17 protein-coding genes are annotated in these 21,583 nt (G+C 55.4%); 9 read left to right on the forward strand and 8 right to left on the reverse strand.

Annotation, left to right across the window (positions count from 1 at the left end):
- The first annotated feature begins 169 nt into the window (after window positions 1-169).
- Both pyrF and yciH read left to right on the forward strand, forming a co-directional pair.
- Complete coding sequence (pyrF, locus tag IAI47_RS09275) at window positions 170-889, forward strand: orotidine-5'-phosphate decarboxylase (RefSeq protein ID WP_008925276.1); 720 nt, start codon at window positions 170-172, stop codon at window positions 887-889.
- Complete coding sequence (gene yciH / locus IAI47_RS09280; protein WP_008925275.1) at window positions 889-1,212, forward strand: stress response translation initiation inhibitor YciH; 324 nt, start codon at window positions 889-891, stop codon at window positions 1,210-1,212. The genes pyrF and yciH overlap by 1 nt, the downstream gene beginning before the upstream one ends.
- An 80-nt stretch (window positions 1,213-1,292) precedes the next feature.
- On the opposite strand, the gene osmB is transcribed toward yciH, so the two are convergent.
- Window positions 1,293-1,508, reverse strand: a complete 216-nt coding sequence (gene osmB / locus IAI47_RS09285; RefSeq protein ID WP_003853848.1) for an osmotically-inducible lipoprotein OsmB — start codon at window positions 1,506-1,508, stop codon at window positions 1,293-1,295.
- A 349-nt stretch (window positions 1,509-1,857) separates the two neighbouring features.
- Here osmB and araD point away from each other — a divergent pair, with 349 nt between their 5' ends.
- The 3 genes from araD (at window position 1,858) to IAI47_RS09300 (ending at window position 4,767) form a co-directional block, all read left to right on the forward strand.
- Window positions 1,858-2,556, forward strand: a complete 699-nt coding sequence (gene araD, locus IAI47_RS09290) for an L-ribulose-5-phosphate 4-epimerase (RefSeq protein ID WP_008925273.1) — start codon at window positions 1,858-1,860, stop codon at window positions 2,554-2,556.
- A gap of 215 nt (window positions 2,557-2,771) precedes the next feature.
- Window positions 2,772-3,755 (forward strand): 2-keto-3-deoxygluconate transporter, encoded by a 984-nt coding sequence (kdgT, locus tag IAI47_RS09295; RefSeq protein ID WP_008925272.1) that lies wholly within the window; start codon window positions 2,772-2,774, stop codon window positions 3,753-3,755.
- A gap of 145 nt (window positions 3,756-3,900) precedes the next feature.
- Complete coding sequence (locus IAI47_RS09300; protein ID WP_003853843.1) at window positions 3,901-4,767, forward strand: crotonase/enoyl-CoA hydratase family protein; 867 nt, start codon at window positions 3,901-3,903, stop codon at window positions 4,765-4,767.
- Window positions 4,768-4,779: 12 nt separating this feature from the next.
- Here IAI47_RS09300 and pdeR read toward each other — a convergent pair whose 3' ends face one another.
- The 5 genes from pdeR to IAI47_RS09325 form a co-directional block, all read right to left on the reverse strand.
- Window positions 4,780-6,765, reverse strand: a complete 1,986-nt coding sequence (gene pdeR / locus IAI47_RS09305) for a cyclic di-GMP phosphodiesterase (protein WP_008925271.1) — start codon at window positions 6,763-6,765, stop codon at window positions 4,780-4,782.
- Window positions 6,766-6,924: 159 nt separating this feature from the next.
- Entirely contained in the window at window positions 6,925-7,215 is a 291-nt protein-coding gene (locus tag IAI47_RS09310) for a YbdD/YjiX family protein (protein WP_003853839.1), read from the reverse strand.
- Window positions 7,208-9,277, reverse strand: a complete 2,070-nt coding sequence (locus IAI47_RS09315; protein ID WP_008925270.1) for a carbon starvation CstA family protein — start codon at window positions 9,275-9,277, stop codon at window positions 7,208-7,210. Before IAI47_RS09315 ends, IAI47_RS09310 begins: the two co-directional genes overlap by 8 nt.
- Window positions 9,278-9,478: 201 nt before the next feature.
- Window positions 9,479-11,413 (reverse strand): exoribonuclease II, encoded by a 1,935-nt coding sequence (locus IAI47_RS09320; RefSeq protein ID WP_008925269.1) that lies wholly within the window; start codon window positions 11,411-11,413, stop codon window positions 9,479-9,481.
- 112 nt (window positions 11,414-11,525) lie between these two features.
- Window positions 11,526-13,829 carry an FdhF/YdeP family oxidoreductase gene (locus IAI47_RS09325; protein WP_008925268.1) on the reverse strand — a complete coding sequence of 768 codons (2,304 nt, stop codon included), beginning with the start codon at window positions 13,827-13,829 and terminating at the stop codon, window positions 11,526-11,528.
- A 260-nt stretch (window positions 13,830-14,089) separates the two neighbouring features.
- Between IAI47_RS09325 and IAI47_RS09330 the strand changes: the two genes are divergently transcribed.
- From IAI47_RS09330 to IAI47_RS09345, 4 genes are all read left to right on the forward strand, one after another.
- On the forward strand, window positions 14,090-15,676 hold the full coding sequence (locus IAI47_RS09330) for a PTS transporter subunit EIIC (RefSeq protein WP_008925267.1): 1,587 nt from the start codon (window positions 14,090-14,092) through the stop codon (window positions 15,674-15,676).
- Window positions 15,677-15,859: 183 nt separating this feature from the next.
- Entirely contained in the window at window positions 15,860-17,404 is a 1,545-nt protein-coding gene (locus IAI47_RS09335) for a methyl-accepting chemotaxis protein (protein WP_003853826.1), read from the forward strand.
- 153 nt (window positions 17,405-17,557) lie between these two features.
- The gene (locus tag IAI47_RS09340; protein ID WP_008925266.1) at window positions 17,558-18,286 is read left to right on the forward strand and encodes a YoaK family protein; all 729 of its coding nucleotides are present in this window, start codon (window positions 17,558-17,560) and stop codon (window positions 18,284-18,286) included.
- A 187-nt stretch (window positions 18,287-18,473) separates the two neighbouring features.
- Entirely contained in the window at window positions 18,474-19,370 is an 897-nt protein-coding gene (locus IAI47_RS09345; RefSeq protein WP_033743061.1) for a LysR family transcriptional regulator, read from the forward strand.
- A gap of 5 nt (window positions 19,371-19,375) precedes the next feature.
- On the opposite strand, the gene IAI47_RS09350 is transcribed toward IAI47_RS09345, so the two are convergent.
- Both IAI47_RS09350 and fabI read right to left on the reverse strand, forming a co-directional pair.
- Window positions 19,376-20,488 carry an oxidoreductase gene (locus IAI47_RS09350; RefSeq protein WP_008925264.1) on the reverse strand — a complete coding sequence of 371 codons (1,113 nt, stop codon included), beginning with the start codon at window positions 20,486-20,488 and terminating at the stop codon, window positions 19,376-19,378.
- 217 nt (window positions 20,489-20,705) lie between these two features.
- Window positions 20,706-21,494 (reverse strand): enoyl-ACP reductase FabI, encoded by a 789-nt coding sequence (gene fabI, locus IAI47_RS09355; RefSeq protein ID WP_003853816.1) that lies wholly within the window; start codon window positions 21,492-21,494, stop codon window positions 20,706-20,708.
- Window positions 21,495-21,583 lie beyond the last annotated feature (89 nt).

Raw genomic sequence — 21,583 nt, forward strand, 5'->3', positions numbered from 1 at the left:
CCTTATTATAGTTACAACATACTATTGAGTTGTCACCTCCCTGACCTCCGCCATCGTGCATAAAACGCCGGGCAGAGGGGCAAAGGCGATTGTGATGGTCAGATACCGCAGGTAGAATGCTTGCCGTTTGTCTAATGCGCCTGCGGGCGCCTGTTGCAGAGGAAATGCCATGCCTTCACCCCACAATGTGACCGCTTCGCCGATTCTGGTCGCGCTGGATTACCATGACCTCGACAGCGCGCTGCGTTTCGTAGACCAGATTGATCCCCGCAGTTGCCGACTGAAAGTGGGCAAAGAGATGTTTACGCTGTTCGGACCCTCGCTGGTTAACACCCTGCAGCAGCGCGGTTTTGAGCTCTTTCTCGATCTGAAATTCCACGATATTCCTAACACCACTGCCCATGCCGTGGCTGCTGCTGCCGATCTCGGCGTCTGGATGGTCAACGTCCATGCCAGCGGTGGCGCGCGGATGATGAACGCAGCGCGCGAGGCGCTGCTTCCTTTTGGCAAAGATGCGCCTCTGCTAATTGCGGTGACCGTACTGACCAGTATGGATGCAGACGATCTCAAAGAGCTGGGCATTACACTTTCGCCTGCCGAACAGGCAGAACGACTGGCGAAGCTGACGCAATCATGCGGGCTGGATGGCGTGGTCTGTTCTGCACATGAAGCGGTTCGCTTCAAACAGGTTCTGGGTCAGGATTTTGCGCTGATCACGCCGGGAATTCGCCCGGCAGGCAGCGATGCAGGCGATCAGCGTCGCATCATGACACCCCAGCAGGCGAAGCAGGCGGGCGTAGACTACATGGTGATAGGGCGTCCGATCACCCAATCCGCCGATCCCGCCGCCACCCTGCAGGCGATCCTGCACAGTCTGGAGACACCATAATGGCAGAGGATAATCGACTGGTTTACTCCACCGACAGCGGGCGCATTACCCAGCCTGAGACTAAAGCAGAGCGGCCAAAAGGGGATGGCATTGTACGCATCCAGCGCCAGACCAGCGGACGCAAAGGCAAAGGCGTCTGTCTGATCACCGGCATTGATCTGGATGATGCAGCACTGACGCTGCTGGCCGCTGAACTGAAAAAGAAGTGTGGCTGTGGTGGATCGGTAAAAGAGGGTGTTATCGAGATTCAGGGTGACAAACGCGATTTACTGAAAAGCCTGCTGGAAGCTAAAGGGATGAAAGTCAAACTGGCGGGCGGCTGAATTAAAAAAATCGGGCTACCGAAGTAGCCCGATGGTCATGTAGATGCTTAGCGTAGCCGTTTATTCTTTTAATAAGGTCCTTAGTGGACCTGATGACCGATAATACCACCAACTGCGGCGCCACCGACTGTGCCGAGCGCGCTACCATTGGTCAATACTGAACCCCCAATCGCACCCGCGCCCGCGCCAATGGCGGTGTTGCGGTCACGCTTAGACCAGTTAGAACAGCCGCTCAGGGCAACAGCTAACGTGGTAGCCAGTACAACGGCAGTGATTCGTTTCATTGTTGTAGTCATACACTTCTCCTTTGATGTGCTCACAGAGGCAACACTCTTAGTATAGCTCCGATATTTCCTCAGCCCGCTTGTGCCGCATTATTGCCTCATCCCTGACGGCATAGAAATGTGATCACCATGGACAAACCGTTTGTAGCGGGTGAGTCACAATGCGCCAGGCCAACAGGTCCACGCATTGTCTGAGAGGATTCTAAGCGTTCTGCAATAATTCCGAAGATGGAAAATTCTGAAATCACGGCACATTTTTTCATTCACAGCCATTCCTTCTGCGTTTATAGCCATTTGCTCCATAACCCTTTCGCGTCCGACTCCGCAAAATTCAGGGACGATTGTCAGCAGGAGAAAAGAGATGCTGGAACACCTTAAACAACAGGTTCTGGAAGCGAATCTGGATTTACCCAAATACAACCTGGTGACCTTTACCTGGGGGAATGTCAGCGCGATTGATCGCGAGCAGGGTTTGCTGGTGATTAAACCTTCCGGCGTGCGCTATGAAGTGATGAAGCGCGACGACATGGTTGTGGTCGATCTGGTGAGTGGCAATGTAGTAGAAGGGGATAAACGCCCTTCATCGGACACGGCGACGCATCGTGCGCTCTATCTCGCCTGGCCGGAAGTCGGTGGCATTGTCCATACGCATTCGCGTCATGCGACCATCTGGGCGCAGGCAGGACGACCCATTCCGGCCTGGGGAACGACGCACGCCGACGATTTCTATGGCGAGATCCCCTGCACCCGCGCGATGCGTAACGAAGAGATTCAGCACGAGTACGAGTGGAACACGGGCGAAGTGATTATTGAGACGTTCGCGCAGCGCGGATTATCGCCTTCGGCGATCCCGGGGGTACTGGTCAACTCCCACGGCCCGTTTGCCTGGGGTAAAGACGCCCATGCCGCTGTACACAGCGCGGTTGTCCTGGAGGAGGTGGCCTATATGGGGCTCTTTAGCCAGCAGCTTACCGCTAACCTGCCGCCCATTAATCAGACGCTGCTCGATTTACACTACCTGCGAAAGCACGGTGAGAATGCCTGGTACGGGCAAAAATAACGAACGGGACGCGATGGCGTCCCTTTTTTTGTCGCCATTGCCGCTGGTATGGCGATCCCCGTCATAGTTATCAAAACATCAATCCTGAAAAAATAAAACAGTGTTTCATTTATATCGAGGCGATCACTGTTTTAATAACCTCAAATCACTACTTTGCTTTCATCGCCTTCGGGCACTTCCTGCTCCAACACTGGCAAAGCAAAGGTGAAACCTGTATGCACATCAAACGGGCAATAGACAAAATTCCGGGCGGCATGATGCTTATTCCGTTGTTTATCGGCGCACTCTGCCATACATTCTCTCCCGGCGCCGGGAAATACTTCGGCTCTTTCACCAACGGTCTGATGACGGGGACGGTGCCGATTCTGGCCGTCTGGTTCTTCTGTATGGGAGCATCGATAAAGCTCAGCGCTACCGGCACGGTACTGCGTAAATCAGGCACGCTGGTGTTAACGAAAATTGCCGTTGCCTGGGTTGTGGCGGCTATCGCCTCACGCGTGATGCCGGAGAATGGGGTAGAAGTGGGGATGTTCGCGGGCTTATCCACGCTGGCGCTGGTAGCTGCAATGGACATGACGAATGGCGGCTTGTATGCCTCGATCATGCAGCAATACGGTTCCAAAGAGGAGGCTGGCGCGTTTGTGCTGATGTCACTGGAGTCCGGGCCATTAATGACCATGGTTATTCTGGGTACTGCGGGTATCGCCTCATTCGAGCCACACGTGTTTGTGGGCGCTGTCCTGCCGTTTGTGGTCGGATTTGCATTAGGGAATCTTGATCCGGAATTGCGTGACTTCTTCGGAAAAGCGGTACATACGCTGATTCCTTTTTTCGCTTTTGCGCTGGGTAACACCATTAACCTGGGCGTGATTGCGGAAACCGGACTGCTGGGCATCATGCTGGGCATCGCCGTGATCATCATTACAGGTATCCCGCTTATTCTGGCCGACCGGCTGATTGGCGGCGGGGATGGCACGGCCGGTATAGCCGCATCCAGTACGGCAGGCGCCGCAGTGGCGACACCCGTACTGATTGCCGAGATGTTGCCGCAGTTTAAACCGGTTGCGCCTGCCGCAACGGCGCTGGTTGCCACATCTGTCATTGTGACCTCAGTGCTGGTGCCCATTATCACCGCTATCTATTCAAAACGCCTTAAGCGTCTCCATGTTGCCGTCGGGCAGCGTGCCGCTATTAAGTAACCTGCCTAATCAATCCCCGGCGCGCCAGTCGGGGATCACTCTGGATTTTGTGTTGTAAATCAATCTCTCATTTGGTCTGGCCTCACTCTGCATTACGCTGATGTGGCGTATTTAACGCATCAAAATATAAACAGAGGATGAGACAATGACAGTTATTAACCAAGCAACGTGCAGATTATTTACCGAAGTCGGCAATACCACGCAGTTAGTCGCCTATTACGAAGAAGGGCGTCGTACCATGTGGATGATGTTGCGTGCACAGCCCCGTCCGAGTTTCAACCATGAACTGATTGAGGAGATCATGAACCTGAGCTATGCCGCTCAGCGTTCGGGCCTGCCAATCGACTTCTGGGTCACCGGGTCACTGGTTCCGCAAATGTTCAACGCCGGTGGCGATCTGCGCTTCTTTGTTGAGTGCATTCGCAACAACCGCCGCGAGGCGCTCCGGGCTTATGCGCGTGCCTGCGTGGACTGCATCCATTCTGCAGCACGCGGTTTTGATACAGGCGCGGTGACGCTGGCGATGATCGAGGGCAGTGCGTTAGGCGGCGGATTCGAAGCGGCGCTGGCGCATCACTTCATTCTGGCGCAAAACAATGCACGGATGGGCTTCCCGGAAATTGCTTTTAACCTGTTCCCTGGTATGGGCGGCTACTCACTGGTGGCACGTCGTTCCGGCATGAAACTGGCCGAAGAGCTGATTTGTGAAGGGGAGTCTCACAGCGCTGAGTGGTATGAGACGCGTGGACTGGTCGATAAGGTCTTCCAGCCAGGCGACAGCTATCGTGCCACCCGAACCTTTATCGACACGTTACGGCCTAAACTCAATGGCGTGCGGGCGATGCTGAAAGCGCGCCAGCGCGTGCTGCAATTGTCACGCGCTGAGCTCATGGATATCACAGAAGATTGGGTCGATTACGCGTTTACTATCGAACCTAAAGATATTGCTTACATGGAACGCCTGGTACAGTTACAAAACCGCCACAGCGCATCACTGCGTAAAGCGGGTTAATCCGGACCAGCATTAAACGCGGGCAGGATGCTTAGCCAGCCAATGCCCAAATTGTTCCGCGGGCATTGGTTTTGCGTAATAGTAACCCTGACGCCCATCAACACCACTTTTAAGCACGAACTTCTCTTCATCCGGCGTCTCAATACCTTCTGCAATCACCTGCAAATCAAGCGCCTTCGCGACGGCGACGATTGCACGCACCAGCGATTGTGATACCGGCTGTTTATTGATGTCGCGGATAAAGCTTTGATCGAGCTTAATCGCATTGATCGGCACACGTGCGAGCTGAGAAAGCGAAGAGTAACCGGTGCCAAAATCATCCAGATGAACCTGTGCGCCCAGCTCCTGAAACTGTTTCATCAGCTTCAGCGCTTCAGTTTCATTCTCAATCAGACAACTTTCTGTGAGCTCAATATCAATCGGACAATCAGTGATATTCGCCTCATGCAGTGCCTGTTTCAGATCGGTGTAGATACTTTGGTCGAGCAGCTGACGGGCAGACACATTGACAGCGATGCGCAGGAAAATACCCTGCTGACGCCAGACGATAATCTGCTGAAGCACGTTGAGCATTACCCAGCGTCCCAGCGGCACAATCAGCCCTGACTCTTCGGCATAGGGAATAAAATCTGCGGGCGAAACCATACCACGCTCTGGTGAGTTCCAGCGTACTAATGCCTCGGCGCTGCGAACCTGTCCATCGCTATCAATCTTAGGCTGGTAATGTACCAGCAGATGATCGAGTTCAAGCGCCTTGCGCAGGTTGGTGTCCAGCCACAGATACTCAAAGACCCGCTGGTTCATCTCGGCGGCAAAGACACAGAACTTGCCGCGACCATTCTCTTTAGCGTGATACATCGCGGTGTCCGCGTTACGAATCAGGCTCTCTCTATCTTCGCCATGCAGCGGTGCGAAAGCGATACCGATGGAACAGCCACTGTAAACTTCAATCAGTCCGATACGGAAAGGCTGTCGCAGGCGCTCAAGAATGCGGGAGGACATCGCCTCCAGCGCAGCCTGGCTGGTGTGTTCAGCCAGCACCACAAACTCATCGCCACCCAGACGACCCAGCGTCTGGTCCTTACCCAGACAGCTAAGAATCGCGAGAGAGACTGCCTGCAGTAATTGATCGCCGAACATATGACCGTAGGCGTCGTTCACTTTTTTGAAATTATCGAGATCGAGATAGACGACACCGGTCTCATCATGCCCGGCGCGCTCCAGCGCCAGGCTAATCTGCTGATGAATGGCGTTGCGATTAGGTAAACCGGTGACCGTATCGGTGTTTGCCAGCACCCGGAGGCGTTCCTGGGCACGTCGCTCCTCGGTAATGTCTGTACCAGAACAGATGAGGAAAATTTCATTTTTGCCGCTGCCGCTGTGAACAAACTTATTACGAAACAGAAACAGTCGCTGGCCCTTTTTGGTTTTGACCCAGCGCTCCACCTCGTACGAGTTACCGTCACGGAAGAAGCCTGCAATGTTGCGCCGCGACTGTGAGGCTTCCTGCCGGGTCATAAACAACTGAAAGACATTTCGACCTATAACTTCATGTTCATTCAGACCGGTATATTCTTCACTCAGGCGGTTAAAACGCTGAATATTGCCCCGCTGATCGAGGATAACAATCACTGAATTAGCTTCAGAAACCACTTGTTCGGCGAATGAAAGGCCCAGGGTCAGGTCACGGGCGACCGCAGACGTATCTCCCCAGGCAGAAGCGGTTCCGGCCCAGGAGGCCTGGTTCACTTTACGTCCGACAAAATGCATTGGCACATCAATGCCTTGCAGGGACATGGTCAGATTGATACTTGAAGTAATGACGGGCATTGCGCGGATCATTGCAGCCTGGCCGGGTGTCAGCGGCAGGGCGATATTAGTTTGTGACGACTCATCTTCGGCAAAATGCAATGCATCGCTGTCCGCGGTCAGACGCCAATGAGGGCTGGTTGTACCAAAAAGGGTGTACAACAACGTTTGCCCTTGTTCATCGGTCATGGAAACTTCCTCCGGGAAGTGCTCTGCAGGCGTTATCTCATTATTTTAGCAACAGTATTCATCATCTGAGGCAAGCACAAGGTGCAAACCAAATATATTTTCCCATCCAGATAAGAATGGCACAAAAAAGCCCCGACGGTGCGGGGCTATTCAGTGCATTCAGCAGGGACATTTGCCCAGTTTACCGGCCTGGCTGGGGAAGCGGGCATCCAGGCAATAACGGTGAAAATCGCGCTCGCTCATCGGCGCCTGTCCGGGGTGATGCCGTCGCATATGCTGCAGATATTTTTGATAATCCTGCACCCCGACCATTAAGCGAAAACATTGTTGCAGGCCGCGCCAGAATCCCCGCCAGCTAAACCTCTGCGGCGGAGAAGCAGCAATCACATTACAGTGCAGAATCTGCCAGTCACCGTGTGGACGGTGGACCTGATGAATAGCATCAGACATGGCGCACCTCCTTGTTGCGCATTGCTACCGGCGTCTCGCGGGTGGTCGGCACCGAGCTGTTCAGTGCACGACGAATGACAAAGAATGCCGAGATCAGCATGGTGACCGCCACCAGCATAAAGAAAGCACATAGCGCGGCGTTAATCTGATTGCTGAACACGATGGTCTGCATATCCGCCACGCTTTTTGCTGGCGCGATGATCACGCCTTCATCCAGCCCTTTGCGGAATTTATTCGCCTGCGCCAGGAAACCGATAGAAGGTTTCTCATGGAAGATTTTCTGCCAGCCCGCGGTCATTGAGGTGATAAACAACCAGACGGTCGGCAGAATCGTCACCCAGGCGTAACGCTGCTTTTTCATTTTGAAGAGCACCACAGTACCGAGAATCAGCGCCATCGAGGCCAGCATCTGATTGCCGATACCAAAAAGTGGCCACAGGGTATTAATGCCGCCCAGCGGGTCGACCACGCCCTGATAAACAAAGAAACCCCAGCCTGCAACGGCGACTGTCGTGCCCGCCATATTACCCAGCCAGGAACGGTTGTTCGCCATAGAAGGCACCACTGTTCCCACCAGATCCTGCACCATAAAGCGGCAGGCGCGGGTACCGGCATCGACCGCGGTCAGGATAAATAGCGCTTCAAACAGAATGGCGAAGTGATACCAGAATGCCATCATCGCCCGACTGTTGAAGATCTCGGTAATAATATGGGCCATTCCCACTGCGAAGGTAGGTGCGCCGCCTGCGCGAGAGAGAATGGAACCTTCACCGACATCGCGGGCGATGCCACTCAGCATTTCTGGCGTGACCACAAAGCCCCAGCCATTAATGACCTGAGAGGCGCTCTCAACGGTGGTACCAATCAGCGCGGCAGGGGAGTTCATGGCAAAATAGACGCCGGGATCCAGCACCGAGGCACAAATCAGCGCCATGATCGCCACAAAAGACTCCATCAGCATCGCGCCATAGCCAATAAAGCGGATATGACTCTCCCTCTCCACCAGTTTTGGTGTAGTGCCGCTGGAGACCAGCGCATGGAAGCCTGAGATTGCTCCGCAGGCAATGGTAATGAACAGGAACGGGAACATCGCGCCGGAGAATACCGGACCGGTACCGTCGATAAATTTGGTCACTGCTGGCATTTTCATCTCTGGCATGGCAAAGACAATGCCCACCGCCAGGCCGACAATCACGCCAATTTTAAGAAAAGTGGAGAGGTAGTCGCGCGGTGCCAGCAGTAGCCAGACCGGCAGCACAGAAGCAATAAAGCCATAGATGACGAGAACCCAGGTCAGCGAGGTGCCTTTCAGGGTAAAGAAGGGGCCCCAGTACGGATGTTGTGCCACGTCGCCGCCATAAATAATCGCCGCCATCATCAGCACAAAGCCAATCAATGACACTTCGGCGATTTTACCGGGGCGGATAAAGCGCATGTAGACGCCCATAAACAGCGCAATCGGAATGGTGGCCGCGATAGTGAACAACCCCCACGGGCTGTTCGCCAGTGCCTTCACGACGACCAGCGCCAGCGCCGACAGGATGATGATCATCACGCCCAGCGCGCCGAGCATTGTCACGACACCGGCGAATGCGCCCAGCTCCTGCCGCGCCATTTCACCCAGCGAACGGCCATCACGGCGGGTCGAGATAAACAGGATCAGGAAATCCTGAACCGCGCCTGCCAGCATCACCCCGACCAGAATCCAGATAGTGCCCGGCAGAAACCCCATCTGCGCGGCCAGAATCGGACCGACCAGAGGACCGGCGCCCGCAATGGCCGCGAAATGGTGGCCAAACAGCACCCATTTATTGGTGGGAACATAATCAAGCCCGTCGCTCAGCCGCTCGGCAGGCGTCATCCGGCGGTCGTCCAGTTCAAAAATATTGCGGGCGATAAACAGGCTGTAGAAGCGGTAAGCGATGCTGTAACAGGCGACAGCGGCGATCACCAGCCAGACTGCATTGACGTGTTCGCCGCGGCTGAGGGCCAGCATGGCGAAAGCGCCCGCGCCGATTAACGCCACCACTAACCAGATCACACTGGTTTTGACGTTCTTCATGACTAACTCCTTGTGAGGACCGAGAGGAAAGCGATCGAAAACAACGAGTTAAACTTAATGTAATGGAATGTAAGTGAAAGTTAATCAGTGGAGAAGTGTGAAGCGGGGTACAAATTTAACTTTTTTGCAATCAGAACGGGGCGGGAAAGGGCGGGATAACCAGCGTTATCCCGCTTGTGTCAGCGCTTAAATACGCGACATTCAGACGGCGGGCCGGGCCACGACGCTGCGAGTTTCCATGCGGACTTCGGCGATGGTGACATCAATCACGTCGGTCACACGGTAAACCACGTCACCTTTGATCTGTACGCTGCCATTCTCCTGACTTAAGACCAGCTCATCACGCACCGCGTGAATGAACGGTGCCGGGATAAAGGCAACCGCACCAAACTCGACCAGGCGAACACGCATGCCGCCACGCGACACGTCGATAATCTCGGCGCTGAAACGACGATCGGTAGCCGCAAAGGGTGCCAGATAACGGGCGTAGAGCCAGTCACCAACGTCACGTTCCGCCATCCGGTTCAGGCGACGGCGTTCACTCATCGTTACCGTCACCGCATCATCCGGACGTGCGATCGACTCACCGCGAATAATTGCTTTAAGCAGACGATGGTTGATCATGTCGCCGAACTTACGAATCGGTGAGGTCCAGGTGGCGTAAGCCTCCAGACCCAGACCGAAGTGCGGGCCGGGCTCGGTGCTGATCTCAGCGAAAGTCTGGAAACGACGGATACGGCTATCAAGAAACTGGGTCGGCAGGGCGTCCAGCTCACGACGCAGCACACGGAAACCTTCCAGTGTGGTGATCGCCTGTGCATCCACGTTAATACCATGATTCGCCAGTACCGCCGCAGCCTGTTCAGCATTGGTGGCATCGAAACCGGCATGCACGTTGTAAATACCAAAGCCCAGACGATCACGCAGCACTTTTGCCGCGCAGACGTTGGCCAGAATCATGGACTCTTCAACGATACGGTTAGCGATGCGGCGAGGTTCAGCCACAATTTCCAGCACTTCGCCTTTATCACCGAGAAGGAAGCGGTAATCCGGGCGGTCCTTAAACACCAGCGCGTGGGTCTGACGCCACTCGCTGCGCGCCAGGCAAAGGCGATGCAACAAACGAATCTGTTCAGCAATCGCCTCGCTTTCTGGCTGCCAGGTGCCGCTGTTTTCCAGCCAGTCAGAGACATCGTCATAAGCCAGCTTGGCTTTAGACTCGATCCAGGCCGCAAAGAACTCGACGTCATCACCCAGGGTGCCATCGGCAGCTACCGTGACGCGGCAGGCCAGCGCCGGACGACGCACATTCGGACGCAGCGAACAGACATCATCAGAGAGTTCGCGCGGCAGCATCGGGATATTAAAGCCCGGCAGGTAGTTGGTAAACGCACGCTGTGCCGCCAGCTTATCAAGCTGACTGCCCTCCGCCACATAGGCGGTCGGATCGGCGATAGCGATAGTCAGACGCAGGGTGCCGTCGTCCTGTGCTTTTGCATAGAGCGCATCATCCATATCCTGGGTGCTGGCGCTGTCGATGGTGACGAAATCCAGCGCGGTCAGATCTTCACGCGTCAGGTTTTCATCCATCATCTCGCCAAAGCTGACATCAGGTGCTTCACGCTCAAGGTTGTGACGCGACAGCGTCACCCACCACGGAGCAAGATGATCATCAGCTTTGACAATAAAATCGGTAAGTTCGGCATAGAAGCCGCGATCGCCTTTTAACGGATGGCGACGCATTTCTGCTACTGCCCAGTCGCCATTCTCAAACTCATGGCTGACATCGCGTGCGGGGCGACACGGGATCGCATCTTTCAGCAGGGGATGGTCCGGCACAATCGACAGGCGATCGTCTTTCTTCTGCACCCGACCAACAAAGCGGGTCAGGAACGGCTCAACCAGCGTTTCCGGCTCAGCGCTTTCGCGATCTTTCTCGCTATGGATCACAGCGGTAATACGGTCGCCATGCATCACTTTCTTCATCTGCGGAGGCGGAATGAAGTAACTTTTCTGCGCATCGACTTCCAGAAAGCCGAAGCCTTTTTCGGTGCCTTTAACGACGCCTTCAGCTCGAGGCGTTTGCGAATGGAGCTTCTGTTTCAGCTGCGCGAGCAGCGGGTTATCCTGGAACATAATTTTTACGTTTCGTGGCCTGATTGCGGCTGACAGTTTTACGCGATTCGGCGGCGCGCGGCAAGGCAAAAAGCCGGACGAACCGGCTTTTCAGAGAGGAGTGAAAGGGAGGTCAGGCAATGCGCTGTTCAGGCAGTGCCGCTGACAGTTCCAGCTTCACCGGCACCGACTTAGAGGTCGGTGTGCCACTGCCATCACCAAAGCTGTTCAGCGGCACCAGCGGGTTGGTTTCCGGGTAATAAGCCGCCAGATTACCGCGCGGAATATTATAGGGAACCAGTTTGAAGCCGCTGACGCGACGGGTAATGCCATCATTCCAGAGTGTCTCGATATCGACATTCTGACCTTCGGTGAAACCAAGGTCTGTCATATCATCCGGGTTGATGAACACCACTTCGCGCTGACCAAACACGCCACGGTAACGGTCATCGAGGCCGTAAATCGTGGTGTTGTACTGGTCATGTGAACGCAGCGTCTGAAGAGTGAAAGGGACCTCTTGATCCAGATTCGGGAACAGCGAGGTCGGCAGCGCCGCGGCATTGAACTCTGCTTTCTGGCTCGGCGTATTGAAGCGCAACTCGGCAGCGGCATTACCCAGGTAGAAACCGCCGGGGATATCACATTTCGCATTGAAGTCGGCAAAGCCCGGAATCGTTGCCGCGATATGCTCACGAATCAGGTTGTAATCACCGGCCAGCTCGCGCCATTTCACTTTCTCATCACCCAGCACCGCCTGCGCGATACCGGCAACAATCCAGGTCTCAGAACGCTGTGTTTCCGCCAGCGGAATACCAATCCCTTCAGAGGCGTGCACCATGCTAAAGGAGTCTTCCACGGTAATAAACTGATTGCCGGTCGCCTGCAGATCGCGTTCGGTGCGGCCCAGCGTCGGCAGAATCAGCCCTTCATGACCCGGCACCAGATGGCTGCGATTCAGTTTGGTACTGATATGCACAGTCAGACCACAGCGTGACATCGCTTCTTCGGTGCGCGGTGAATCTGGTGCAGCCGCAGCCAGGTTGCCACCCAGCGCGATCAGCACTTTGACTTCATCACGCAGCATCGCGTTCAGCGCTTCAACGGTGTTATGGCCCGCGGCACGTGGTGGCTCGAAATTGAAATGATTACCCAGCGCGTCCAGGAACGCTTTAGCCGGTTTCTCATCAATCCCCATGGTGCGGTTACCCTGCACGTTGCTGTGACCGCGAACCGGGCAGAGGCCTGCGCCTTTTTTGCCCAGTTGACCAAACAGCAACTGCAGGTTGGTGATTTCGCGAACCGTGTCTACCGAGTGTTTGTGCTGGGTGATGCCCATTGCCCAGGTACAAATCACCCGGTCAGCGCTCTGGTAAATCGCCGCCGCTTCACGGATCTGCGCCTGCGTCAGGCCAGACTGCGCCACAATCTGCATCCAGCTGGTGTTATCCACCGCATCCAGATAGGTCTCAATGCCATTGGTTTTAGCATTGATAAAGGTCTGGTCAAACAGGCCACTTTCACCGGCTGCCAGACGCGCGCGATGGGTCTCCAGCAGGGATTTCACCATGCCGCGCACCGCCGCCATATCACCACCCAGATTGGGCTGATAATAAGACGAGCTGATGTTACCCGCTTTTGAAGTGACGACTTCCAGCGGCTTCTGCGGATCGGCAAAACGCTCCAGGCCGCGCTCACGCAGGGTATTAAAGGTGACGATCTTCGCACCATGATCGGCAGCATGACGCAGGCTGTGCAGCATACGCGGATGGTTGGTGCCGGGATTCTGACCGAAGACGAAAATCGCATCGGCGTGATCGAAATCATCCAGACGAATCGTGCCTTTACCGACGCCAATACTGCGCTTCAGGCCGGTGCCGCTGGCTTCGTGGCACATATTCGAGCAGTCAGGGAAGTTATTGGTGCCCATCAGGCGACCAAACAGCTGATAGAGCCAGGAGGCTTCGTTGCTGGCGCGACCGGAGGTGTAAAGCTCCATCTGGTTCGGATGATCCATCGCCTTGATGTGCTGCGCGATCAGCGCAAACGCATCTTCCCAGCTGATCGGCTCATAGTGGTCAGTTTCCGCGTTGTAGCGCAGCGGATGGGTCAGACGCCCCTGATACTCCAGGAAGTAATCACTCTGGGTATAGAGCGTGGTTACGCTGTGTTTAGCAAAAAAGTCGGTGTCGACCATGCGGCGCGTCGCTTCCCAGGTGACCGCTTTGGCCCCGTTTTCGCAGAAGCTGAAGGTACTTTTGTTGTCATCACCCCAGGCGCAGCCCGGACAGTCAAAACCGCGTGCTTTATTCATGCGCATCAGGTTGCGCATGTTTTTCAGGGCCGCTTTGCTGTCAAGCACGAAACGCGTGGTGGCTTCCAGAGAACCCCAGCCGCCCGCAGCCGCGCGATAGGGTTTGATTTGGCGTTTAAATTTCATAGTGAGTGCAGGCTTTTATAGTAGGCATTATTGTTTGGTGTTTGTTATCAGGTTATAGCCTGATGGTGAAAGGAAGTCTGCAGCTATCGTTATACCTTGTCTAATTGATTGACATAATGGTGCGATAGCTGGCGTTTATCGTGCACAGGCCTGAAATGTGATGGTGGTCAGATTTTACCCGCCTTAAACCGGCTGATAACGGGAGTTCTCCTCACAACAGGCTAATACTTGCTGTTCACTATCAGAGAGAGCGTGACGCCATGAAACAGCTGACCAGCCAGATCCATGCGTTTGGCAAAGCGTTGATGATGCCAATCTCGGTCATCGCGGCCGCCGGTATTTTTCTCGGTCTGGCGGCAGCGATGCAGAATCCGGCGGTAACCGGCGATGCTTTTGCGCAGATGCAGGTGCCCCAGATAATCATTGGCTTTATTCGCAAAGTGGCAGGCGCGCTCTTTGCTAATCTGCCCGTCTTCTTTGCGGTAGCAAGTGCCATCGGTCTGGCAAAAGCAGAAAAACCCACGGCCGCCTTTGCCGCAGTGATCGGCTACATCGTGATGAACGTCGGCATCAGCGCCACGCTGGCGGCGAAAGGGATTACGGCGGCGACGACCACTCCGGCAGCCCTGCAGCAGGCGGGAATGGATCAGACCACCGCCATGATGACTTCGGCGGAGTACATCAACATGCTGGGTGTCTTCACTTACAACATGAGCGTGCTGGGTGGGGTCATTGCCGGACTGATCACGGTGGCGCTGCACAATCGTTTTTACACGCAGCAACTGCCCACGGCGATCAGCTTTTTTGGCGGACGGCGTTTTGTGCCGATCATTACCGTGGTCTGTCTGCCGCTGATTGGCGTGTTACTGGCGCTGATCTGGCCGACCATTGGCAATGGCATCGCCTGGATTGGACAGATGATTGGTAAAAGCGGCCAGTATGGTGCTTTTCTGTTGGGGGCTTTTGAGCGCATCCTGATCCCCACCGGCCTGCATCATATTCTCAATGAAACCGTGCGCTTTACACCCATTGGCGGCATGGCCGTGGTCGATGGCCAGACGGTTGTCGGCGCGCTGAACATCTTCAACGCCTCACTGACCCATCCGGGGTCGATCCCCGATGAGACGTTGCGCACCGCCACGCAGTTTCTGGCGCAGGGCAAGATTCCGGTCATGATGTTTGGCCTGCCCGCGGCGGCACTGGCGATCTATCACACCGCGCGGCCTGAACATAAACAGCGGGTCAAAGCGCTGGTGATGGCGGGCGCACTGACCTCATTCACCACCGGCATCACGGAACCGCTGGAGTTCTGCTTTATCTTTGTCTCGCCAGTGCTCTACCTGCTGCATGCTTTCCTGACCGGCCTGTCGTTTATGCTGATGTCGATGCTGCATCTGATGATCGGCAACGTGCAGGGCGGCGTCATCGACCTGGTGGTGTTCGGCATGCTGGGCGGGGCGAAAACCCACTGGTGGTGGACGCTGGTGCTGGGCGTAATTTATGCGCCGATCTACTACTACGCTTTCCGGCTGGTGATTACCCGAATGAATGTGGAAACACCGGGCCGGGAGTCGGAGGATGAAAAACCGCAACAGGTGACCGCGGATGAACGCACGCAGGTGATTATTAGCGGACTGGGTGGGCAGGCCAACATTGAGGATGTCGATTGCTGCTTTACCCGTCTGCGGGTTCGGGTTAAAGAGATGAATCAGGTGGTTGATCAGACGCTGATGAGCACCGGTGCGAACGGTGTTAATCGTGTCAGCGAGCACGATATTCAGGTGATCTATGGCCCGCAGGTTGAGAAGATCGCAAATGAGGTAAAAATGGCATTGGGTGTTGCGTAACCCAGCCCATTTCAGGCGTGATCATCACGTTATCCGCCCGGTGCAGCGGGCGGTTTGCACCGTTCCTGGTGGAGACACTGACCACTGCCCACCCGCCTATTGTAACTAAAAAAATCCTTACCCTAATGGGGCACCTCTTTCTGCCGATATAGCGATTAATCCCCTCATTACTGGAACACCGCAATGTCGTTAAAAAAATCTTCCCTGATGATATTTTCCTTCCTGCTGGCCTTGTTTCTGACCAGCGTGGCAATCAGTACCTGGCTCCTGATTCAGAGCAATCACTCCCTGAATGCGGTTAACAAAGAGATCCGTGTGGTGCTCTCAGTGATTGACCCGATCAACCACAGCCGAACGCTGCGTGTCCGTCTGATGGAATATATGAAGGAGATTGAGGGCAGCGACGCAAACAATCCCGCCACGCTGGACAGTGTGCGGACCGTAGCCGGTAAAGCGGATGCCGCATTTCAGGCCTACATGAATGCGCCGCGTCTGCCAGGCGAAGAAGCCGAAGCTGACGCCTATAGTCAGGCTTATCTGGCCTATCGTCAGCAGGGACTACAACCCTTAATTGATGCCGCTGAGGCGCATGATCAGGTGCGCTTTAAAAGTCAGATCCCTAACGTGGTTCGCCTTGATCGCCAGTACGAAATCATTCTGGATCGGGTGCTGGCCCAGCATGAAACGTATGCTAAAAAGCTGAACAGCGATGCCCAGAGTCACTTCACCGCCGGCATTACGCTGCTTGGGCTGTTTGGCGTCCTGTTTTTTGCCATTATTATTGCCATTTACATCTTCATGAAGCGCTACGTACTTTCACCGCTTAATGACGCGCAGGAACACTGCAAACTGATTGCGGCGGGTGTGCTGGATACCACGGTACCGGCCAGGTCAGGTTCACGCAGCGAAATTCAGCTGCTGATGGGCTCACTGGAGCAGATGCGCAGTGCGCTGACCACCATTATTCTGCAGGTGCGTGATTCAACCCGCTCCGTTTCCACCGCCTCGCAGGAGATTGCAGCGGGTAACATCGATCTTGCCTCGCGTACCGAACAGCAGGCCGCCGCACTGACTGAAACGGCGGCCAGCATGGAGCAACTGGGCGCCACGGTGAAACAGAATACCGAGAACGTCTTTGAAGCCTGCCGTCTGACCAGTGAAGCGGTGAAGAATGCGGAGAGCGGTGAAAAAGTCTCGCAGGAAGTGGTGACATCAATGGCGTTGATTAATGCCAGCTCGAAGAAGATTGAAGAGATCACGACCGTTATCGACAGCATCGCTTTCCAGACCAATATTCTGGCGCTGAACGCAGCCGTTGAAGCCGCCCGTGCAGGTGAGCAGGGACGTGGCTTTGCGGTAGTGGCAGGGGAAGTGCGTAATCTTGCCCAGCGCAGCGCCACCGCTGCCAAAGAGATTGAAGGGCTGATTGCCGAATCGGTTTCGATCATTCATGCCGGTTCTGATCAGGTCAGCCGGACCGGTGATGCCATGAGCGCGATTATCTCCTCGGTCAGCCGCGTCAATCTGCTGATGGAGCATATCTCCACGGCCTCTGATGAACAGAGTCGCGGCATCGGTCAGATTGAGCAGGCCGTCACCGAGATGGATAGCGTTACTCAGCAGAACTCGGCGCTGGTGCAGGAGTCTGCGGCGGCCTCTGCCTCGCTGGAAGAGCAGGTGCAGTACCTGACGCAGTCGGTCTCCACCTTCCGGCTGGCAACGCATTAATCAGCCCACTCTGCGCTGAGTGTATGCAGCGCAGCGTGCTGAGCAGCGGGCTGCTAAGTAAAGCATGGCAGAGAGGGGCGAGTTTGACGCAGCGCCTTGTCGCGGGCAGAGATTCGGCGGATTATAAGGCTTTCCATTGAACACAGGGTCGTCATGCTAACCAGCACCCATGGCCGCAGCAATAGCGCCGATACCCGACTCGCCTGCACGCTTGCCGCTGCTGCAGGCGCGCTGAATACCGCAGCCTTTGAGATCGTCGGTTTTTTTTCAGCCAACATGACAGGGAATGTCTCGCTGTTGTCCGATCATCTGGCAAAAGCGAATCTGGGGCCCGGCCTGTTTTTTCTGTCGATCGTCCTGTTATTTATTGTGGGTTCCCTGTTTTCGACCCTCGTCATTAATGCCGGGCACCGCAGAAACATCCGCACTATCTATGCGTTTGTCATCCTGCTGGAGGGCACCGCGCTGATTGCGCTGGGCGTGATCGAGAATCACTTTCCGCCGCTGTCACCTGGCGTGGTGTTAATCACGAGCCTGAGCTTCCTGATGGGGTTGCAAAATGCGGTTGTTACGCGGATCTCTAATGCACGTGTTCGTACAACCCATATTTCTGGCACAGCGACCGACATCGGCATTGAAATGGCGATGCTGTTTGAGGTGCTACGGCGTAAAACCTCGCCGAAAGATGCACCGCTATATCTGGACCGGCTGCGACTACACACGCTGACATTGCTGGCTTTCCTCGCAGGAGGAATAGCCGGAATCGGGCTTTACCGGCTGTTAGGCTACGATTTTTTGCTACCGGTGGGGTTCGGCTTAATCTGTCTGGCGCTGAATGCCATATTCACTAAACCCGCGAAAACAGCGGTCGTGAAGATGTAGAGGGGCATACGCTCTGCCGCTTTTTCAGGGCACATCGGTTGCTGATTCATCGTTCCCCTTGCGCCAATGAACCGTGCGGTTAAAACCGCCATGGTTAAGCAGGGTAACATCTCACTCTTAACTCGGGTTGACTCTGACAGCGAGACAGTGACGAAAACACGCTTTAACCTGCAGATGGATAAATAACATCGACATTAAACAACTGATCTACCTATGTAATCTGGAGCGTGAACGCCATTTCGGGCGGGCCGCAGAAGCCAGTTTTGTTACACAGCCAACGCTCTCGATGCGCCTGAAAAACCTGGAGCGCGAGCTGGGCCTGCCGCTGATTAACCGCAGCAATAACTTTGCCGGATTTACGCCAGAGGGCGATCGCGTGCTGGCCTGGGCGCGTGAAATTGTTTCGGTGTATCAGGGGCTGAAGCTGGAAGTTGAATCACTGAAACATGGGGTGAACGGCACGCTGCGGGTTGGCGTGGTGCCGCAGTGCAGCATGGCGCTGCCGTTGCTGCTGAAAGCGGTGCAGGCGCGTTATCCCCAGCTCGACTACCGCATTGCGGTACTGAGTGCTGATCAGCTGCTGGAAGCGCTCAATAGCCACACCGTGGATGTCGGTATCGGTTTTTTCGAGATGGCGACGCTACGGGAACTCCATTTTCAGACCGAGATGCTGGCAGACCGGGGCGCTGAAGCTGTATTCCATCCCGACCATTTCCCCGAGCTGGTGGGGGGAACCCCGCTGACGCTGGATGAACTGGCTCAACAGCCACTTTGTCTGGCGGAGCCCACGCGCTATTTCCGCCGCTACATTGATATGGCGTTTCGCGAGGCGGCACTGGTGCCGCGAGTGATCGTTGAGAGTGCCTCTATTATGCAACTGATGCAGTGTGCACAGGTCGGGCTGGGGTTGCTGGTGTCGCCGGTTGGTCACCTGCTGCCCGCTTCACTGCAGGGACTGCAGCAGCGCGCCATTACGCTGCCGCCGATGGCACGTCAGGCGGCACTGGTGATAGCCGAACCTGGCCGTGCCACACCGCTGGCACAGCACTTTTTCGACGAAGCGCGTGGTCTGCTGCCGGTATAACGCAGTTACTTCGCCTCGCCCAGCGCGTAAAACAGGCGGCTGTTCCAGTTGCCTAGCGCAACACGCTGTATTAGCGCGAACAACGCTTCAGCCTCCCAGCCTGCCTCCATCAGCGGTTGCAGGTGGGCGGCGCTGAATCGCTCAGGTGACCGGGTCAGCTGTACCGACAGCGCAATAATCAGCTGTTCTTCACCTTTTGACGCCGTCTCCTCCACACCCTCAATCAGGATGTCGTTCCCGTCCAGCAGCCGGAACGCCCAGCGACTGCCCAGAATACGCGCAGCGGTTGCCTCGGCCAGCGTATCCTCCTGAGAAAGATGCTGACACAGCTGCGCCCAGCCATAGAGCGCCGAGGGATCATGGGCCAGCAGCCATACCGCCTCCTGCATGCCGGGCAGAGACTGACAGCGGGTAACGGCAGCGAGCTGCTCAGCACTGGCATAGCGCAACTCCAGCGGTTTCAGCACGGGCTGCCAGCGGGCAGGCTGGTCAAAACCGGTGGAATCAGCATCAGGGGGCAGGGAGCTGCCCGGCAGCCAGCGTACCGGCTGACCCTGCAGCGCCTGCAATCCGGCAACCACGCGTGCCTGGTAACTGACAAACCCGATCACCTGATTCAGCGTGACAATATCGGGTTCAGTCAGGCCGACCGCATCGAGGGCGGTGATCGCGCTCGCGTTGATAAGCTCAGGCTGCATCGCCAGCTGGCGGGCATACTGTGTGATCTGGGTCAGGCGATTATTACTCTCGCGTGAGGAGTCGGGCCCGGGCAATGGATTTAATCGGGCAGAGTAGTGATTACACAACCGCTGCACGCCCGCGACCTGCGCGACGGTTAGCGCAGTGCTGAGGCGATCGTAGAGCGTTAGTGTATGGGTGAGTGAGTTGTTGACGCGATCAGGAAAAAGCAGTTGTGCCAGATCGCGCGCGGCCAGCAGTGCCGGCTGATGCGTGCGCAGCAGTGACTGCACTACGGTGTTATCGGCGTAGCATCCCAGCAGGAAACGGTCATCAATATGGGCAGCCTCTGGCACCAGCGGTGCGGCCTGAGCAATACGTGGACTGGTCTGGCTTTCATAAAACCAGTGGTTATGGCCCGGATAGCGGCGTTGTTCCATGATCAATCCTTTTGCAAAATCGGGTTCGGCATGCAGGCGGCAAAATCTGAAAATGTGCATAAACCGAAGGTCAGGCTTATCGTCGCTGATGGGCAGGCCGGGGCAAAAGAATGATCGGTGATAATTAATAGCGTTACGGTATAACGGGAGCGAAATCAGGCAGGAAGAGCGAGGCGGGGATAAAGAGAAGGGCGAGCCAGGCTCGCCCTTGCGGAACTTATTTCAGTTCCAGCTCGTTCATTGCAGCGATGCTAAAGCCGCCATCAACGTGTACCACTTCACCGGTGATGCCGCCAGCCAGATCAGAGCAGAGGAATGCTGCTGAGTTGCCGACATCTTCAATGGTGACAGTACGGCGAATCGGGGTGACCGCTTCGCAATGCGCCAGCATCTTACGGAAATCTTTGATGCCTGAAGCTGCCAGGGTGCGGATTGGACCCGCAGAAACGGCGTTAACACGCACGCCTTCCGGCCCCATGGCGTTCGCCATATAACGCACGTTAGCTTCCAGCGACGCTTTCGCCAGACCCATCACGTTGTAGTTCGGGATTGCGCGCTCAGCACCCAGGTATGAGAGGGTCAGCAGCGCAGACTGTGGATTCAGCATCTCGCGGCACTCTTTGGCCATCGCGACGAAGCTGTAAGCACTGATATCATGCGCGATTTTAAAGCCTTCACGAGTCACGGCGTTCACGTAGTCGCCTACCAGCTGGTCGCCAGGCGCGAAACCGATAGAGTGAACGAAACCGTCAAATTTTGGCCAGGTTTTTGCCAGTTCAGTGAACAGAGATTTGATGCTCTCATCTTCAGCTACGTCACATGGCAGCACGATGTCTGAACCCAACTCTTTGGCAAACTCTTCCACACGACCTTTTAACTTGTCGTTCTGGTAGGTGAAAGCCAGTTCTGCGCCCTGTTTGTGCATCGCCTGTGCAATACCGTAGGCGATGGAAAGTTTACTGGCAACGCCAGTAATCAGAATGCGCTTACCGGAAAGAAAACCCATAGCTGTAATCCTTATGGTCATTGTAGTTGGCGGCCGCATGATTAAAAAGTAAGCGACCGACGTTAATCGACGTGCGGATTCTAGCACGT

It is taken from the genome of Pantoea sp. MT58 (assembly GCF_014495885.1).
Lineage (GTDB): Bacteria > Pseudomonadota > Gammaproteobacteria > Enterobacterales > Enterobacteriaceae > Pantoea > Pantoea eucalypti.

Excerpts from the sequence above, each read along its gene's own strand:
- pyrF (WP_008925276.1), top strand. The coding sequence starts at position 170 with ATGCCTTCACCCCACAATGTGACCGCTTCGCCGATTCTGGTCGCGCTG.
- IAI47_RS09335 (WP_003853826.1), top strand. The coding sequence starts at position 15,860 with ATGTCGTTAAAAAAATCTTCCCTGATGATATTTTCCTTCCTGCTGGCC.
- IAI47_RS09340 (WP_008925266.1), top strand. The coding sequence starts at position 17,558 with ATGCTAACCAGCACCCATGGCCGCAGCAATAGCGCCGATACCCGACTC.
- IAI47_RS09310 (WP_003853839.1), bottom strand. The coding sequence starts at position 7,215 with ATGTCTGATGCTATTCATCAGGTCCACCGTCCACACGGTGACTGGCAG.
- araD (WP_008925273.1), top strand. The coding sequence starts at position 1,858 with ATGCTGGAACACCTTAAACAACAGGTTCTGGAAGCGAATCTGGATTTA.
- IAI47_RS09350 (WP_008925264.1), bottom strand. The coding sequence starts at position 20,488 with ATGGAACAACGCCGCTATCCGGGCCATAACCACTGGTTTTATGAAAGC.
- IAI47_RS09315 (WP_008925270.1), bottom strand. The coding sequence starts at position 9,277 with ATGAAGAACGTCAAAACCAGTGTGATCTGGTTAGTGGTGGCGTTAATC.
- kdgT (WP_008925272.1), top strand. The coding sequence starts at position 2,772 with ATGCACATCAAACGGGCAATAGACAAAATTCCGGGCGGCATGATGCTT.
- fabI (WP_003853816.1), bottom strand. The coding sequence starts at position 21,494 with ATGGGTTTTCTTTCCGGTAAGCGCATTCTGATTACTGGCGTTGCCAGT.
- IAI47_RS09325 (WP_008925268.1), bottom strand. The coding sequence starts at position 13,829 with ATGAAATTTAAACGCCAAATCAAACCCTATCGCGCGGCTGCGGGCGGC.
- IAI47_RS09330 (WP_008925267.1), top strand. The coding sequence starts at position 14,090 with ATGAAACAGCTGACCAGCCAGATCCATGCGTTTGGCAAAGCGTTGATG.
- yciH (WP_008925275.1), top strand. The coding sequence starts at position 889 with ATGGCAGAGGATAATCGACTGGTTTACTCCACCGACAGCGGGCGCATT.
- pdeR (WP_008925271.1), bottom strand. The coding sequence starts at position 6,765 with ATGACCGATGAACAAGGGCAAACGTTGTTGTACACCCTTTTTGGTACA.
- IAI47_RS09320 (WP_008925269.1), bottom strand. The coding sequence starts at position 11,413 with ATGTTCCAGGATAACCCGCTGCTCGCGCAGCTGAAACAGAAGCTCCAT.
- osmB (WP_003853848.1), bottom strand. The coding sequence starts at position 1,508 with ATGACTACAACAATGAAACGAATCACTGCCGTTGTACTGGCTACCACG.
- IAI47_RS09300 (WP_003853843.1), top strand. The coding sequence starts at position 3,901 with ATGACAGTTATTAACCAAGCAACGTGCAGATTATTTACCGAAGTCGGC.